Raw genomic sequence first — 14844 nt, 5'->3', positions numbered from 1 at the left:
AAGGAACCTTGTTTAATGCATTGCAAGATTTTGGGACTACCCGTTCAGGAAGGCACTGGCCGCGCAGGCTGCAATATGGGTCCCGATTCCTACCGTGCTGCCGGTATTGCGGATGCCATCCGCGAGCTTGGTCACGGTTTTACGGATCTCGGCAATCTGGTTCCCAGCCCAGCACAGGCTGCAAAGGCCCCGCAGGAACATCCAAACCACGCGATCAAGGCGCTGCCAAGCGCAGTTGCATGGATCGAGGCGATCAGCGACGCGGCTTTCCGCGAGAGCGAAGAGGGCTTCCCGATTTTCCTCGGCGGCGACCATCTTCTGGCTGCCGGAACAGTTCCGGGCATTGCGCGCCGCGCTGCCGCAAAGGGTCGCAAGCAGTTCGTGCTCTGGCTCGATGCGCATACGGATTTCCACACGCTGGAAACCACAACCAGCGGCAATCTGCATGGCACGCCGGTTGCCTATTACACCGGGCAGAAGGGCTTCGAAGGCTATTTCCCAAAGCTTGAAGCCGCTATCGATCCGCACAATGTCTGCATGCTCGGTATCCGCAGCGTCGATCCGGCGGAACGTCTGGCCATCCAGAAAACCAAGGTTTCGGTTTTCGACATGCGCATGATTGACGAGCACGGCGTGGCCGCTCTGTTGCGCCGTTTCCTCGACCGCGTGAAAGCGGAAGATGGCCTTCTGCATGTCAGCCTCGACGTCGATTTCCTTGACCCGTCGGTTGCACCAGCTGTCGGCACCACGGTTCCGGGCGGCGCGACCTTCCGCGAGGCGCATCTCATCATGGAAATGCTGCATGACAGCGCCCTGGTTACGAGCCTCGATCTGGTCGAGCTGAACCCGTTCCTTGATGAACGCGGCCGCACAGCCACCGTCATGGTCGATCTGATGGCGAGCCTTCTGGGCCGCAGCGTCATGGATCGTCCGACGATCAGCTACTAAGGCGTGTCACCTGCCTGCTTGGGCCGTTATGCGGCCCGACGCAACAGAATGACGCTCCGATCATTGTATCAATACGCAATGCGTTCCGAAGGTCGTGTCAGTCTTTCGGAGCGTGTTTAAGGAGAATTTGAATGACCCAGCCGAACCTCAACATCGTCCCCTTCGTCAGTGTCGACAACATGATGAAGCTGGTGCTTTCCATCGGCGTCGAGACCTTCCTGAAGGAACTCGCAGATTACGTGGAAGAGGATTTCCGTCGCTGGGAAAATTTCGACAAAACCCCGCGTGTTGCGTCCCACTCCCGCGAAGGCGTGATCGAGCTGATGCCGACGAGCGACGGCACGCTCTATGGCTTCAAATATGTCAACGGTCACCCGAAGAACACGCGTGAGGGTCTTCAAACCGTCACGGCTTTTGGCGTTCTGGCTGATGTCGGCAGCGGCTATCCGATGCTCCTGACCGAAATGACGATCCTGACGGCGCTGCGCACGGCTGCCACTTCTGCGGTTGCCGCCAAATATCTTGCGCCGAAGAATGCCCGCACCATGGCGATCATCGGCAATGGCGCGCAGAGCGAATTCCAGGCCATGGCGTTCAAGGCGCTGCTCGGTGTGAACAAGCTTCGCCTATACGATCTCGACCCGGAAGCGACCGCAAAATGCATGCGCAACTTGGCCCATGCAGGCTTCGACATCGTCGCCTGCAAGTCGGTTGAGGAAGTGGTCGAGGGTGCTGACATCATCACGACCGTAACGGCTGACAAGGCCAATGCCACCATCCTGACCGACAATACGGTTGGCGCGGGCGTGCATATCAATGCCGTTGGTGGCGATTGCCCGGGCAAGACCGAATTGCACGGCGATATTCTGCGCCGTTCCGACATTTTCGTCGAATATCCGCCGCAGACCCGGATTGAAGGTGAAATTCAGCAGCTGCCGGAAGACTATCCGGTCAACGAGCTGTGGGAAGTCATCGCTGGCAAGGCGGAAGGCCGCAAGGACGCGCGCCAGATCACGCTGTTCGATTCCGTTGGCTTTGCCACGGAAGATTTTTCGGCGCTGCGTTATGTGCGCGACAAGCTGAAGGATACGGGCCTTTATGAACAGCTCGACCTTCTGGCCGATCCGGATGAGCCGCGCGATCTGTTCGGTATGCTGTTGCGTCACGAAAAGCAGCTGGAAGCGGATAAGTCGAAGCCTGCCGCCTGAGTGTCTGATCCAAAAGCCGCCATGCTGGTCTGCAAATGGCAATTTCTGCGCTTCCGGTGCTCACGTACCTTTAAGTACGGCTCAAGCTCCGGTTCTCGAAATCACCATTTTCGCCATGGCCTGTCGCTTTTTGATTCAGACACTATAGCGGGCGGCGAGCATGACGCGGGGCGGCGATACGCCCCGCTTGCGTTGCAATGGCCATTTCGAAGCTGTCGGCAATGCGCCTTGCGCGGTCGATGAAGATGATCGCCGCTTCCGCAGGATAGATATCGCGTGCGGTTTGCTCGAATAGCGCAAGCCAGCGGTCGAAATGCTCGTTCTTCAAATTGAGCTTGAGATGTGGCGGCATAGGCCGCCCGTCATATCCGCCGGTCTTGAGAATGACCGACGACCAGAATTGCGCAATCTGCGCAATATGATGATCCCAGTCGTGCACGGCCTCCGCAAAGATTGGCCCGAGCAGCTCATCCTCCCGTGCCCGTCCATAGAATGTGGCCACCAGTTCCTGAATGGAAGCGGGGTCTATCGATGGATGCGGCTGGTTGATGAGAAGGGTCATGGCAAGGCTTTCAGGATTGTTCCAGCCCGGATATAGGCGCTCGCCCTCCGCTTATCCAGCGCAGCTTTGCCGCATCCTGGCTCTATTCCTCGGAGCGGCTCTTATTTTCACGGTCGCGTTCATAGCGCTTCTTGAGCGGAAAGGGCGGCAACCAGCTCTCGCGGCGGATCGTCCAAAGCTCGTAGGTCGGCACGAATTGATCGGGGGCGTCCAGTGAGCCCAGATTGACTTCGATCTCATCGCCAGAACGGCCAAAGACTGTGGAGCCGCAGCGCGGGCAGAAATGCCGTCCGGCATAGTCGCGCGTCTCGCCGCTAACCGTGACTGCATTCTCAGGAAATATAGCCGAGGCGTGAAAGAGCGCCCCGTGATGCTTGCGGCAGTCGAGACAGTGGCAGAGGCCAACCCGATAGGGACGCCCCGTGGTTACAAACCGGACATTGCCGCACAGGCAACCACCCATTGATTGTTCCATATGTCTCCTCCTCAAATCAGCGATGAAGCCTTCTATAATGAGGCGCTCCAACAGTAATGCAACCGGCGCGATGACTGCCGAAATATTGCATCGAAAGCGGGTTGGCTGCGTTCGAATCTGCCGTCATCGCCGTGATCGCAGAGGCAGAAATCATAGATATTCAATGATGAAGCATTTTTATTCGCTGTCGCTGTGATTGGTCATTTATAGTAAATTTTAGATACCAGCGTTATTTTTTTAATAAAATCAATGTGTTTCTTGCAGTTAAATCGAAAATGCTAATATTCATTTATCTTCTATGAAGATTTGAAGTTATCTACTGTAAATTTAAGTATTGCCCATCAAATTAAATTGGTTTCTTAATACCCGAGGGCTTTTATGCAATGAACTGAGGGGTTTCGATGCATTTAGGTGTTCGCGGATTGACGGCCGCCCTATTGCTTTCCACGACGGCGCTTTTCACAGTCGGCGCTGTGCTTCTGCAATCTGGTAATGCTCAGGCTGCATGTGTGTTTTCACCGACAGCTGGTGACGATGTTTTCATCTGTGATAGCGGCACGTCCGCAGCAGGTCTGACTGATACGAGCGGTAACAACACGCTCCTGCTGCCTGAAGGCGGCAGCGGCACGGTCAATGGCAATGTGACCTTCGGAGCGGGGACAGATCGCATCGAGGTGCATTCGGGGTCGATTGTCGGCAATGTCGATCAGGGAAGCGGCGCAGATGCGTTCGTCATTTCCGGCGGCACGGTGACGGGCAATGTCCAGCAGGGCGCGGGCGTCGATGATTTCCAGATGACCGGTGGCCAGATTGGGTCGCTCAATCAGGGTGACGCTCGCGATACGTTTTTCATGTCGGGCGGACGGATTGTCGATGCCTTCGAAGATGGCGATTATGCCGTCATGACCGGCGGTCAGATCGGTCGCGTCGATATGAAGCTCGACAAGAACTACTTCAATATGTCGGGCGGTATCATCGACCGCAATCTGGTGACGGGCTTCGACACCGATACAATCATCATTTCCAACGGCAGCATTGGCGGCAATATCAGCGTCAGCGGTGGCGCGGACAGCGTGACAATCACAGGCGGCACAATTGGCGGCAATGTTCTCATGAGCGTCGGCAACGATCAGTTCACCTGGAACGGCGGCGGTGTCGTGAATGGCTTTGTTGATCTCGGCGGGGACGACGACGTTGCAGTGCTCGCCAACCTCACCGATGCCAATATAGGCGCAACGTCGCGGATCACCGGCGGTGTGGGGGTCGACAGTCTGACATTCGACAATGTGGTGGCAGGTGCTGTCAGCCGCTTCGACAGTTGGGAAACCGTCAATCTCACCAACAATACCAGTCTGACTTTCGATACGGCGTTTACGCTGGGTGACGCCGGAACTGGCACGGGCACGCTCAATATCGACGCGACGAGCACCATTCTGGGCGGCTCTGCACAGTCGAGCATCGTGCCTTTCACAGCGGGACAACTGGCCAATGTGGTCAATGCGGGCCGCATCGACCTGACAAATGGCGGCTCCAGCACCACCGACAGTCTCACGATCACAGGCAACTATACCGGCCAGAACGGACTGTTGCTCATCGATACAGTATTGGCGGGCGATGGTTCGCCATCGGACAGACTGGTGATCGATAGCGGTGCCGCTTCCGGCAACACCACAATCGAGGTGAACAATGTCGGCGGTGCGGGTGCGAAGACCACTACCGACGGCATCATGGTGGTGCAGGCGCTCAACGGTGCGACCACGACTGCGGGCGCTTTTGCGCTGAACGAGCCTCTCGCGGCGGGTGCCTACCAATATTATCTGTTCAAGGGTGGCGTCTCCGCCGACACGACTGAAAACTGGTATCTGCGCTCGACAATCGTACAGGGAATTACGCCGACCGCACCTGTCGTGCCAACTCCGGTGCCGCTCCCGGCTCCGGGTGTTGCGCCGCCTTCGGCTGACGCGACGCCTGTTGAAGGCGATGTCGTCACGCTTTATCGCGAAGAGGTGCCGGTCTATTCCGCGCTGCCACCGGTTGCGCATCACCTGGCGCTGACCACGCTCGGCACATTTCATGAGCGCCGGGGCGAGCAGGACCTGCTCAAAAGCGGCGGCTATTTGCCGTCAAGCTGGATGCGGGTGTTCGGTCAGGACGTGGACATGAAGTGGAAGGGCACGGTTGGGCCCGGCGTCGATGGCAGCCTCCTCGGCCTGCAGGCTGGACAGGATCTGTTCGGTTATGAATCGGCCAACGGCCATTTCGACCGCTTCGGCGTCTTCTTCGGTTATGCGCGTGCCACGGGTGACATTACCGGTCAGGCGCTTGGCTGGAACGATCTTGCAGTTGGCGATCTGGACGTTTCGGGCACCAGTTTTGGCGGTTACTGGACCCATATTGGCCCGCAAGGCTGGTATCTTGATGCCGTGTTGATGGGAACATGGTTCGACGGCAGCGCCAGTTCCAACGCGCAGCAAAGCATTGATGTCGGCGGTCATGGCGTGACGGCCTCGCTGGAAGGCGGCTATCCGGTAGCGCTGGGCGGAAACTGGACGCTGGAGCCACAGGCGCAACTGATCTGGCAGCATCTGTCGCTCGATGATCAGGCAGACAGCTATTCCAGCGTGACATTTGATTCCGACAATGCCTGGACTGGTCGCATCGGCATGCGCTTGCAGGGCACGCAAGACACGTCGTTCGGCAAGCTGCGCCCCTATTTGAAGGCCAATCTCTGGCAGAATTTTTCATCGGATCAGGTCGTCATCTTTGGCACCGATCCTATCACCACGAATTTGAAGGGCACCTCGCTGGAAGTGGGCGGCGGGGTAACGATCGATGTATCGGAAAAGGCCAGTCTTTTTGCGACGGCCGATTACACAACCAATCTTGGAGGAGAGCGAACCCGTATCTGGGAAGGCAATATCGGACTGAATGTAAAGTGGTAATTTTAATGGCGGCTGACGGCGTCGCCATATTCATTTCAGGTGAGGGAACACGATAATGGGCAGACGCGCATATGATAAACTTGCGAAGATTTGTGCATCTCTGAATACGTCCGAACAGGAACTGGCTTACGCGCTCGGCATATCGCGCATCGCACTCAAATCAATCGAACGACCCGACGCCCCCCTCTATCTGCGTCTGGCGCTTGCAGCACTGCTGTCGGACATGGACCCCGATGAAGTGCTGAATGCTACTCATTCATCCCCCACGATCGACGTACCGCTGCACATCTTGTCAACGCGGTAGAACTCAAAGGTTGAAGACCAAAGGGTGTTGTCATGACAAAAACTGTCGCCCTGCTTTTCTTGTTTGGCCTCTTGGCCTACCCCCAACTGGCGGAGGCGGCCTGTTCACAGGCGGCCAGTGCTTCCGAGCTTATGGCGCAAAGACAGCTTACTGCTTTGCGCGGCATGGAGCGGGCGCGCGGCTGCAAAGGCGATAGCGGCGGTGGGCTGTTCAATGCCTGTCGCGATTTGTCGGTACGCATCGCAGAGGTGCAGCGGCAGATTTCGGCTGGGCTCGCATCGCGGGCCTGTTCCGAAGCGCCGTCTGCAACAAAAAGCGCACGCGTGGACCGGCCAAAGGCAGCGAATGTCACGGCCAAGACCGACGATAAATCGACGCCGTCCTGGGGTGGCAAGGGCGCGCTGACCTATTGCGTGCGGCTTTCCGATGGCTACCTGTTCCCGGCGCCGCATTCGCAATTCGACAAAGCGGAGAGCACCCCGGAAACACTCGCTCAATGCCGGTTCATCTGCCAGAATCAAAATGTCGATCTTTATGTTCTGAGCGACCCGAATGGCGAAACGGCGGATATGATTTCCGCTACCAGCGGCAAGTCCTATGCCGACCTGCCAACCGCGTACAATTATCATGATAGCGGAAACTTCCAGAAATGCGACTGGGCGGGCTATGTCGCCAAGGTAAGCGAGCTGCGTGCCAGCAATCGATCCGCCAAAGCTATGCGCAATGTGGTCATGCCGATGCCGGATAATCGCCCCGCGCGCAATGCCGATACAGTTGATACGGTCGCCACGGCGGCCTTTGCGCCGCTGACGGACCGAACGGTACGCGTTGTTGGGCCGGCTTTTATTTTCGATCAGGGCGTAGCACCCGAACCCAGCCAGTAATGGCTGCGATCAATTTATTATGAGTTCGGGAAGGGGACGATGGTAGCGGAGGAGGGATTCGAACCCCCGACACAAGGATTATGATTCCTCTGCTCTAACCTACTGAGCTACTCCGCCACGCGTCGCTTTGCAGAACTTTTTATCGTCACCGTTTCCGGTGGGACAAAGCATTGTTCCTGCAAGGAATGGCGGCGGTATATGTGGGGAATGAAAACCTGTCAAGCACTCTTCGCACAGGTTTCGTCTTGTTTTCCATCATTTGCACCGATAAGGAACTGTGCATAAGCAAAGGCATAGTTTCATGGCACCTCGTATTGCGGTTTTGGGTTGCGGCTATTGGGGCGGCAACCACATTCGTACCCTGAAGAGCCTCGGCGCCCTTCAGGCAGTCTCCGACGCCAATCCGGCAAATGCCGAACGATTCGCTTTCGAATTCGGCGTTCCCAATGTTCCAGTCGATGAATTGTTCACCCGTCCAGACGTCGACGCTATTGTTCTGGCCCTACCTGCACAGTTCCACGCGCAATATGCGACCGAAGCTGTGAAGAACGGCAAGGACGTTCTCGTCGAAAAGCCCATTGCGCTCGATGTCGCATCGGCGGAAGCGGAAGTGAAAGCTGCGCGCGAAAACGGTCGCATCTTCATGGTTGGGCACGTTCTGCGTTTCCATCCGGCTTTCGAGAAGCTTCTCGACATGGTCAAGAGCGGTGAACTCGGCGAGATTCGTTATGTTCATTCGCATCGCGTCGGTCTCGGCAAGTTCCACGCGCAGTTCGATGCGCTGTGGGATCTCGCGCCGCACGACCTGTCGATGATTCTCGCCATCACCGGCGAAGAGCCAAGCGCCATTCGCGGCGAAGGCACGGCCATCATCGATCATCTGAACGATTTTGCGCATGTGCACATGGAATTTCCGAGCGGCATTCGCGGACATCTTTTTGCCTCACGGCTCAATGCATATCGCGAACGTCGCCTCAGCGTGACCGGCACCAAGGGCATGGCTGTCTTCGATGACGGCGAACCGTGGGACCGCAAGCTTGCTCTCTACAAGCACGAAGTCTGGCGGGAAAACGATCAGTGGGCTTTCAAGTTCGTAGACCCGATCTATATACCGGTCGAGGAAGGCATGCCGCTCACCCGCGAGTTGCAGCATTTCATGCATTGCATCGAAACGCGCGAGACGCCGCGGACCGATGGCAAGGAAGCGATCGATGTTCTGCGGATTCTGACCGAAGGCTCCGTGAAGCATAACAAATAAGATGTCGCGGGCGGAGCTTACGTTTCGTCAAGCGGTGTTACAGCATTCGCAAAACTTTGAACGCCCCGGCCATGGCAGGGCGGGGCGCAAGCGAATAAATAGGTGCCAAGGATTCGTACGTGGTTCGTGCGAGGCCAACTCTATGGAGCCAACATGCAGTTTATTGATCTTGGAGCGCAGCGCGCGCGTATCGAAGACCGTCTCAATGCCGCCATTTCCAAGGTTGTTGCGGAAGGCCGCTATATTCTCGGGCCTGAAGTGGCAGAGTTCGAAAAGAAGCTCGGCGAATATCTGGGCGTCGAACATGTGATCGCCTGCGCCAATGGCACCGACGCCCTGCAGATGCCTCTGATGGCACGCGGCATCGGTCCTGGCGATGCAGTGTTCGTTCCGTCCTTCACCTTCGCCGCGACCGCGGAAGTTGTAGCGCTTGTCGGAGCGGAGCCAGTTTTCGTCGATGTCGACGCGACCAGCTACAATATGAATGTCGAACAGCTTGAAGCTGCCATTGCCGCTATCCGCAAGGAAGGTCGCCTGCAGCCGAAGGCAATCATTCCCGTCGACCTGTTCGGCCTTGCTGCCGACTATAACCGCATTACCGCGATTGCAGAGCGCGAAGGCCTGTTCGTCATCGAAGACGCCGCACAATCCATCGGCGGCAAGCGCGACAACGTCATGTGTGGTGCTTTCGGTCATGTCGGTGCGACCAGCTTCTACCCGGCCAAGCCGCTGGGCTGCTATGGTGACGGCGGTGCGATGTTCACCAATGATGCCGAGCTTGCCAACACGCTGCGCTCCGTGCTGTTCCACGGCAAGGGAGAAACGCAGTATGACAATGTTCGCATTGGTCTCAACTCGCGCCTCGATACGATCCAGGCCGCGGTTCTTCTGGAAAAGCTTGCAATCCTCGAAGACGAAATGGAAGCGCGCGATCGTATCGCTAAGCGTTACAATGAAGCGCTGAAGGATGTGGTGAAGGTTCCGGCCTTGCCGGCCGGTAACCGTTCGGCCTGGGCGCAATATTCCATCGAAAGCGAAAACCGCGACGGACTGAAGGCGCATCTTCAGGCCGAGGGCGTGCCGTCAGTGATCTATTATGTGAAGCCGCTGCACCAGCAGACAGCATATAAGCACTATCCGGTTGCGCCGGGCGGCCTACCGGTCTCGGAAGCTTTGCCATCGCGTATTCTGAGCCTGCCGATGCATCCGTATCTCTCGGAAGCCGATCAGGACAAGATCATCGGCGCTATCCGTGGTTTCCACGGCAAGAAGGCCTGATCTGGTCTGGTCAGTTCAGTTGAAGAAAAGCCCGGCGAAAGCCGGGTTTTTTATTTGCACGATTTTTCCGGACGTTTTGCCAGGCTTCTTTCCACACGTTTGGCGACGAAGCGGGCAATCGCCGGTCCCGCAAAGAGCACCACGAAAAAACGGCTCGTCTGCATGGCGATGATGAAGGGCAGGTCGACATTGGTCGATGCGGCGATGATGGCAACCGTGTCTGCACCGCCCGGGCTTGTCGCCAGATAGGCGGTGAGGGGATCGAGATCGAGCATGTGGCCAAGCGCCATGCCGAACAGGCCGCAGACGGCGATCAGAATCAGTGTCGATGCCAGCACGGCGGGAAAGGCCCGTGCTGCATGCGCGATGATCGCACGCGAGAAGCCAAGCCCGATACGCCAGCCAATCAGCGTATAACTGATCGCCAGCAGCCATGGCGGCAGGTCGATGGTCATGACGCCGGTATCCTGAAGGATCGCGCCCAGCACCAACGGCACCAGCATGGCGCCCGTTGGAATACGCGAGACCTGACCAAGAAGCGCACCAGCGACAACGAGAAGCAGCGTCGCGCCTAGGCTGGATGGGTTGAGCGGTGGAAACCAGTCCATCGCGGCAGGCGTTGCCATTTCCACGCCCGCACCAAGACGCACGACGAGCGATGCGGTGGTCGCAACCAGCACGACGCGCAGATACTGCATGAAAGCGACGAGCCGCGCGTCTGCGCCGAAGGATTCCGCCATCAGCGTCATTGCGGTGGCAGCACCCGGAGAGGAACCCCAGACGGCGGTTGTGCCTGGCAGGACGCGGAACCGCGCCAGCAAATAGCCAATCAGCGTGCTGGAAAACAGCACGAAGAGCATCGAGATCAGGATGATCGGCAGATGCCGCCCCATATTGGAGAAGAACTCAGGCGTAATCGCACGGGCAATCAACAGGCCGACCACGGCCTGCGCAAGTGTCGAAAGCTGGTTGTGAACGCGCAAGGTGCTTTCACCAGCGGCCATCAGAATACCGCCGATCATCGCGCCCAGCAGCAAGGCTGCCGGAAGATGCAACAGCTCCCCGACAACAATCAAAACAGCCGACACCACCAGAAGCAGGCCCCACTGGACCGGCTTGGGCGTCTTGCTGAAATTGAACTTGCTTGGGGCTGGTTTAAGCCCTGAGAGGGCGGATCTCTGCATTGCACGTCTTCCCTACATGCGGGTGAGGCGGGATGCAAACCAAGTTTTTATGTCGCCGGTGCGGACAGAGCCATCTGGCTGTTATTTGCTGGCCCGGCTTACAGACGCAAAGGCACCGCCCTTATCACTACAGTTGCATTCTTCGCCATGCCGGGCTGCAACGAGCAATTTCCTGTGCGCCGGTGCTCACGTACCCAAAAGTACGCTCCGCTCCGGTGCTCGAAAATCACTCGTTTCGCCACGGCCTGACGAATTTGCAACTGTAGTGTTACAAAGAAGGGCAGTGCCTTGAAAATCGCAATCGTTTCGCCGTTGATCAGCCGATCATTGCGCGACGCTGATTGGCCGGGCGCTCGACGACTTCGCGTGGCGCCTTGCCGCCGTCACGCTCTTCCAGTGCTTCGGCTTTGGAAAGCTCGATTTCGGCGACGGCCAGTTCTGCTTCGGCCGCTTCCTTCTGCGACATCAGATCGCCGATCGAACCGAACAGGTTGTCACGCCGCTGGCGCGCAGCCTTGGCGAAGGTCGGATAAGCAAAATGATTGATGTCGGTGATGCCGGCTTTCTTTTCTTCCGACAGGATCTGGGCGTCGAGTTCTCCAGCCATTCGCTCGAACTCGCCGATCATCAGGTCAAGCTGGCCCAGTTGACGGCGCTTTTCCTTCACCTGGAACAGTTTCAGCCTGACTAGGCTTTCACGTGGCTTCATACGCAATACTCCTTGAACACCAACCAGCTTCCATGTGTTGGGGCGTTCCCCCCTGAGTCTAGAAAACGGTTCGATCCTGCTTATCGGATCGGCGCTCTAAACCAATTCATTCGAAACATGGTCTCGTCGACCCTCGTTTCACGTGGTCGGACCATGTTTTATTAACAAGTGTGAATAAGCAAAATGCGCCCGTTCACACCGCGAATCCCCCGCGAATCCAGCCCCAAAGAGGGAAAGCGTCGCGGCCGTTGTCGGAAATCACCCCTCGTAGCGAAACAAAAAGTTAAGATTTCACCCGTTTGGTAACCATTCCTTTACCGGCGAGGTTAATCATACGCGTTAGGACTTAAGGCTCGGTAAACCTAATGTGGTTTTTGAGCAACAGGTGAAACCTAGAGTCGGATGAATCGCTTAGCGAGAATTCTTAAAGTGATGCTTTAGAGTCATGAGAAAGTGAATCTCCTTATGATTCAGATCGCTACGAGAATTTTCTAAACAGGGCATAAATATGCTTGCCAACCAGAATCATATTTTGTTAACCATTTGCTGGCACCTTCATACAGAGGCAACGACGGTTCCGTGTGCCGCCTTGAGGGACATCTGGTCGGCTGCGGAAAGGGGATAAGAGATGCGCGTCCTTTTGATTGAAGACGACAGTGCTATCGCACAGAGCATTGAGCTGATGCTCAAGTCCGAGAGTTTCAATGTCTACACGACCGATCTGGGCGAGGAAGGCATCGATCTCGGCAAGCTTTATGACTACGACATCATCCTGCTGGATTTGAATCTGCCGGATATGTCTGGTTACGAAGTTCTTCGTACGTTGCGCCTTTCCAAGGTGAAGACGCCGATCCTGATCCTCTCCGGCATGGCCGGCATCGAGGACAAGGTTCGCGGCCTTGGCTTCGGCGCTGACGACTATATGACCAAGCCTTTCCACAAGGATGAGCTGATCGCGCGTATTCATGCGATCGTTCGTCGCTCGAAGGGCCATGCACAGTCGGTCATCACCACGGGTGATCTGATCGTCAATCTGGACGCAAAGACGGTGGAAGTTTCCGGCCAGCGCGTTCACCTGACGGGCAAGGAATACCAGATGCTTGAGCTTCTCAGCTTGCGCAAGGGTACGACGCTCACCAAGGAAATGTTCCTCAACCACCTTTATGGCGGTATGGACGAGCCGGAACTGAAGATCATCGACGTCTTCATCTGCAAGCTGCGTAAGAAGCTTGACGCAGTTTCCGGTAGCCAGAGCTACATTGAAACCGTCTGGGGCCGCGGTTATGTGCTGCGCGAGCCGGATGCCGAGCTGCGCGAAAGCGCCTGATCGGTCCGGACCTTACGGTCATCGAATAAAAAAGCTCCGCTTCGGCGGAGCTTTTTGTTTTTGGCAGTTCGAGGATCAGGTGGTTTTGTCGCGACGTATCGCCAAAACCCGTATCACGCCAGACGCGGGCGCCTCGGCTGTTCGGCGCTCATCAAGGCGGTGAATTGCTCGGTGAGATAGGCGCGGTCGAAGGGCTTTAATATGTAGCCATCCGCGCCGGAGCGTTTGGCACGCATGATACGCGTGACGTCGAGTTCATAGAGGCAAATGATGATGCGCGGATGCTGGCCATCGGGCAGGGCGCGCAGTTCCGGGATGACTTCGAGCGCGGTCATGTCCGGCAAGTCGAAATCGAGAAGGATGATATCCGGCATCCGCGATGCGCAACTGTCGAGCGCGTCATGTCCGGTGGAGACTTCGGCAAATTCTGCGATGGAATCGGACAGGATACGGCGCGCGACCTTGCGGATGACGGATGAATCGTCAACCAGCAGGCAATAGCCGGCCATTGCTTCGTCTCCCATCGAATTTCCCCCAGAAAGGCAGCGGGCAGCTGCCTGAAACACCTCACGTCACACGGTCGTTGCCTGCTGTCATCATGTCAGCAGAAGCGCGGGCGACCCCGCGCATTAGAGCGGTTCCGATTTTAACGGAATGGTTGGATCCGCTCTATCCATTTGTTTTGTCGCATTATCCTACGCATCGAAGCGAGACCAGAAATCAGTCCAGTGGGCTGATTTCCCCGTATAGCGCTTCGCACTTTTGCTGGAAATGCGCCAAATTCACTTACTCAGCAGAGAATACGATATCTTCCGCCGTCGCGTGAATAGAAATCGTCATGCCGGCTTCTTCGGCAAGCAGCAGCGTATAATAAGGCTGCACGGAATGCGCATCAATTGGCTCTTCCGGGGTGGTGCCGGAATGCAGCTCCAGGAACTTTGGCGGAACGCGCAGCATACGGCCCTTGACCGTGATGACAAAGCGCGGCTCGGTATCGCCGCCTTCCAGGCGCACGGCTAGCGAGCCGCCACGCGGGATCGCACCATTGGCGATCAGCAGCATGTTGAGCAGCAGCTTGACCTTGTTCTTGGGCAGAAGCACGCGGGTGCCTTCCCAGGTCAGTTCCGGCTTCTCGTTCTTGAAATATTCGGTGGCGACGGTCTGCGCGTCGCCCGTGTCGATCTGCACGCCTGCTGAACCGGCAGCGCCGAAGGCAATGCGGGCAAACTGGAGACGGGCCGAGGCGTTGCGTGCGCTCGACTTGATCAGCGCCATCGCATCTTCGTCTGCGCCGCCTTCTTCCAGCAGTTCAAGACCGTTATTGATCGCGCCAACCGGCGAGATGATGTCATGACAGATCCTGCTGCACAGAAGCGCACCGAGGTCGAGTGCGGAAAGGGTAACGGGTAGTGGCATGGCGCTTTCTCCGGAACGCGGATGGACCCGGCTCCGCGGCGCTTCGGCCGGACGGTCGCGTCCTGATCGGTTAACGAAACCGCCCGTAAAACCTGTCGTTTGACGCGCGGCATGAAGATGGGCGAATCGCCCTGAATGTCGGTTTAACTGGATACACGCCACACTAGAAAGCCGCAACAAAGCTGTCTTTTTTGAGATCAGCTTATCAATGGAGGCGCCTTGATGAAGACGAGGGATTTTCGCCTTTGTAACGCCAATTTCCGCTCATAAAGGTTTGGACAATAAATTAGCGTTTACAATATGCGCGATTCGACGCGAAAGCCCGGAAGAGGCGGCGTCATGCTTTTAA

General features: G+C 56.9%; 14 protein-coding genes and 1 tRNA gene. 8 read left to right on the top strand and 7 right to left on the bottom strand.

All coding sequences use genetic code 11. From position 1 onward, the window contains the following. The first annotated feature begins 15 nt into the window (after positions 1–15). The gene (gene rocF, locus ACTJKP_RS04665) at positions 16–948 is read left to right on the top strand and encodes an arginase (protein WP_440629834.1); all 933 of its coding nucleotides are present in this window, start codon (positions 16–18) and stop codon (positions 946–948) included. Positions 949–1079: 131 nt separating this feature from the next. Further along, complete coding sequence (locus tag ACTJKP_RS04660) at positions 1080–2156, top strand: ornithine cyclodeaminase (protein ID WP_078338812.1); 1077 nt, start codon at positions 1080–1082, stop codon at positions 2154–2156. 142 nt (positions 2157–2298) lie between these two features. Here ACTJKP_RS04660 and ACTJKP_RS04655 read toward each other — a convergent pair whose 3' ends face one another. After that, on the bottom strand, positions 2299–2718 hold the full coding sequence (locus tag ACTJKP_RS04655; protein ID WP_280994211.1) for a group III truncated hemoglobin: 420 nt from the start codon (positions 2716–2718) through the stop codon (positions 2299–2301). Between the two features lie 82 nt (positions 2719–2800). Beyond that, positions 2801–3193, bottom strand: a complete 393-nt coding sequence (locus tag ACTJKP_RS04650; RefSeq protein WP_078338810.1) for a GFA family protein — start codon at positions 3191–3193, stop codon at positions 2801–2803. Between the two features lie 401 nt (positions 3194–3594). Here ACTJKP_RS04650 and ACTJKP_RS04645 point away from each other — a divergent pair, with 401 nt between their 5' ends. Genes ACTJKP_RS04645 through ACTJKP_RS04635 form a run of 3 tightly spaced genes read left to right on the top strand, consistent with a single transcriptional unit; the run spans position 3595 to position 7323 of the window. Then, positions 3595–6135 carry an autotransporter family protein gene (locus ACTJKP_RS04645; protein WP_440629833.1) on the top strand — a complete coding sequence of 847 codons (2541 nt, stop codon included), beginning with the start codon at positions 3595–3597 and terminating at the stop codon, positions 6133–6135. A 55-nt stretch (positions 6136–6190) separates the two neighbouring features. Further along, positions 6191–6439, top strand: a complete 249-nt coding sequence (locus ACTJKP_RS04640; RefSeq protein WP_078338808.1) for a hypothetical protein — start codon at positions 6191–6193, stop codon at positions 6437–6439. Positions 6440–6471: 32 nt separating this feature from the next. Next, positions 6472–7323, top strand: coding sequence for a DUF2865 domain-containing protein (locus ACTJKP_RS04635; protein WP_440629832.1), 852 nt, complete (start codon positions 6472–6474; stop codon positions 7321–7323). 40 nt (positions 7324–7363) lie between these two features. Here ACTJKP_RS04635 and ACTJKP_RS04630 read toward each other — a convergent pair. Further along, positions 7364–7440, bottom strand: a tRNA-Met gene (locus ACTJKP_RS04630). A gap of 184 nt (positions 7441–7624) precedes the next feature. On the opposite strand from ACTJKP_RS04630, the gene ACTJKP_RS04625 reads away from it, so the two are divergent. Together ACTJKP_RS04625 and ACTJKP_RS04620 are read left to right on the top strand one after the other, a co-directional pair. Continuing rightward, entirely contained in the window at positions 7625–8581 is a 957-nt protein-coding gene (locus tag ACTJKP_RS04625; protein ID WP_440629831.1) for a Gfo/Idh/MocA family protein, read from the top strand. A gap of 153 nt (positions 8582–8734) precedes the next feature. Further along, positions 8735–9859, top strand: a complete 1125-nt coding sequence (locus tag ACTJKP_RS04620; RefSeq protein WP_078338802.1) for a DegT/DnrJ/EryC1/StrS family aminotransferase — start codon at positions 8735–8737, stop codon at positions 9857–9859. A gap of 50 nt (positions 9860–9909) precedes the next feature. Here ACTJKP_RS04620 and ACTJKP_RS04615 read toward each other — a convergent pair whose 3' ends face one another. Both ACTJKP_RS04615 and ACTJKP_RS04610 read right to left on the bottom strand, forming a co-directional pair. Next, the gene (locus tag ACTJKP_RS04615) at positions 9910–11043 is read right to left on the bottom strand and encodes an AbrB family transcriptional regulator (RefSeq protein ID WP_440629830.1); all 1134 of its coding nucleotides are present in this window, start codon (positions 11041–11043) and stop codon (positions 9910–9912) included. A gap of 316 nt (positions 11044–11359) precedes the next feature. Then, entirely contained in the window at positions 11360–11752 is a 393-nt protein-coding gene (locus ACTJKP_RS04610; RefSeq protein WP_078338800.1) for a flagellar export protein FliJ, read from the bottom strand. A gap of 628 nt (positions 11753–12380) precedes the next feature. Between ACTJKP_RS04610 and ctrA the strand changes: the two genes are divergently transcribed. Continuing rightward, positions 12381–13079 (top strand): response regulator transcription factor CtrA, encoded by a 699-nt coding sequence (gene ctrA / locus ACTJKP_RS04605; RefSeq protein WP_078338799.1) that lies wholly within the window; start codon positions 12381–12383, stop codon positions 13077–13079. Positions 13080–13192: 113 nt separating this feature from the next. Here the strand turns inward: ctrA and ACTJKP_RS04600 are convergent, their stop codons facing one another. After that, positions 13193–13603, bottom strand: a complete 411-nt coding sequence (locus ACTJKP_RS04600; RefSeq protein WP_078338798.1) for a response regulator — start codon at positions 13601–13603, stop codon at positions 13193–13195. A gap of 262 nt (positions 13604–13865) precedes the next feature. Next, positions 13866–14495 (bottom strand): histidine phosphotransferase ChpT, encoded by a 630-nt coding sequence (gene chpT, locus ACTJKP_RS04595; RefSeq protein WP_440629829.1) that lies wholly within the window; start codon positions 14493–14495, stop codon positions 13866–13868. Positions 14496–14844 lie beyond the last annotated feature (349 nt).

This window comes from Brucella sp. 22210 (genome assembly GCF_052045675.1).
Lineage (GTDB): Bacteria > Pseudomonadota > Alphaproteobacteria > Rhizobiales > Rhizobiaceae > Brucella.
The sequence above is the reverse complement of the archived record's forward strand: the minus strand, read 5'-3'. Positions and strand labels throughout refer to the sequence as shown.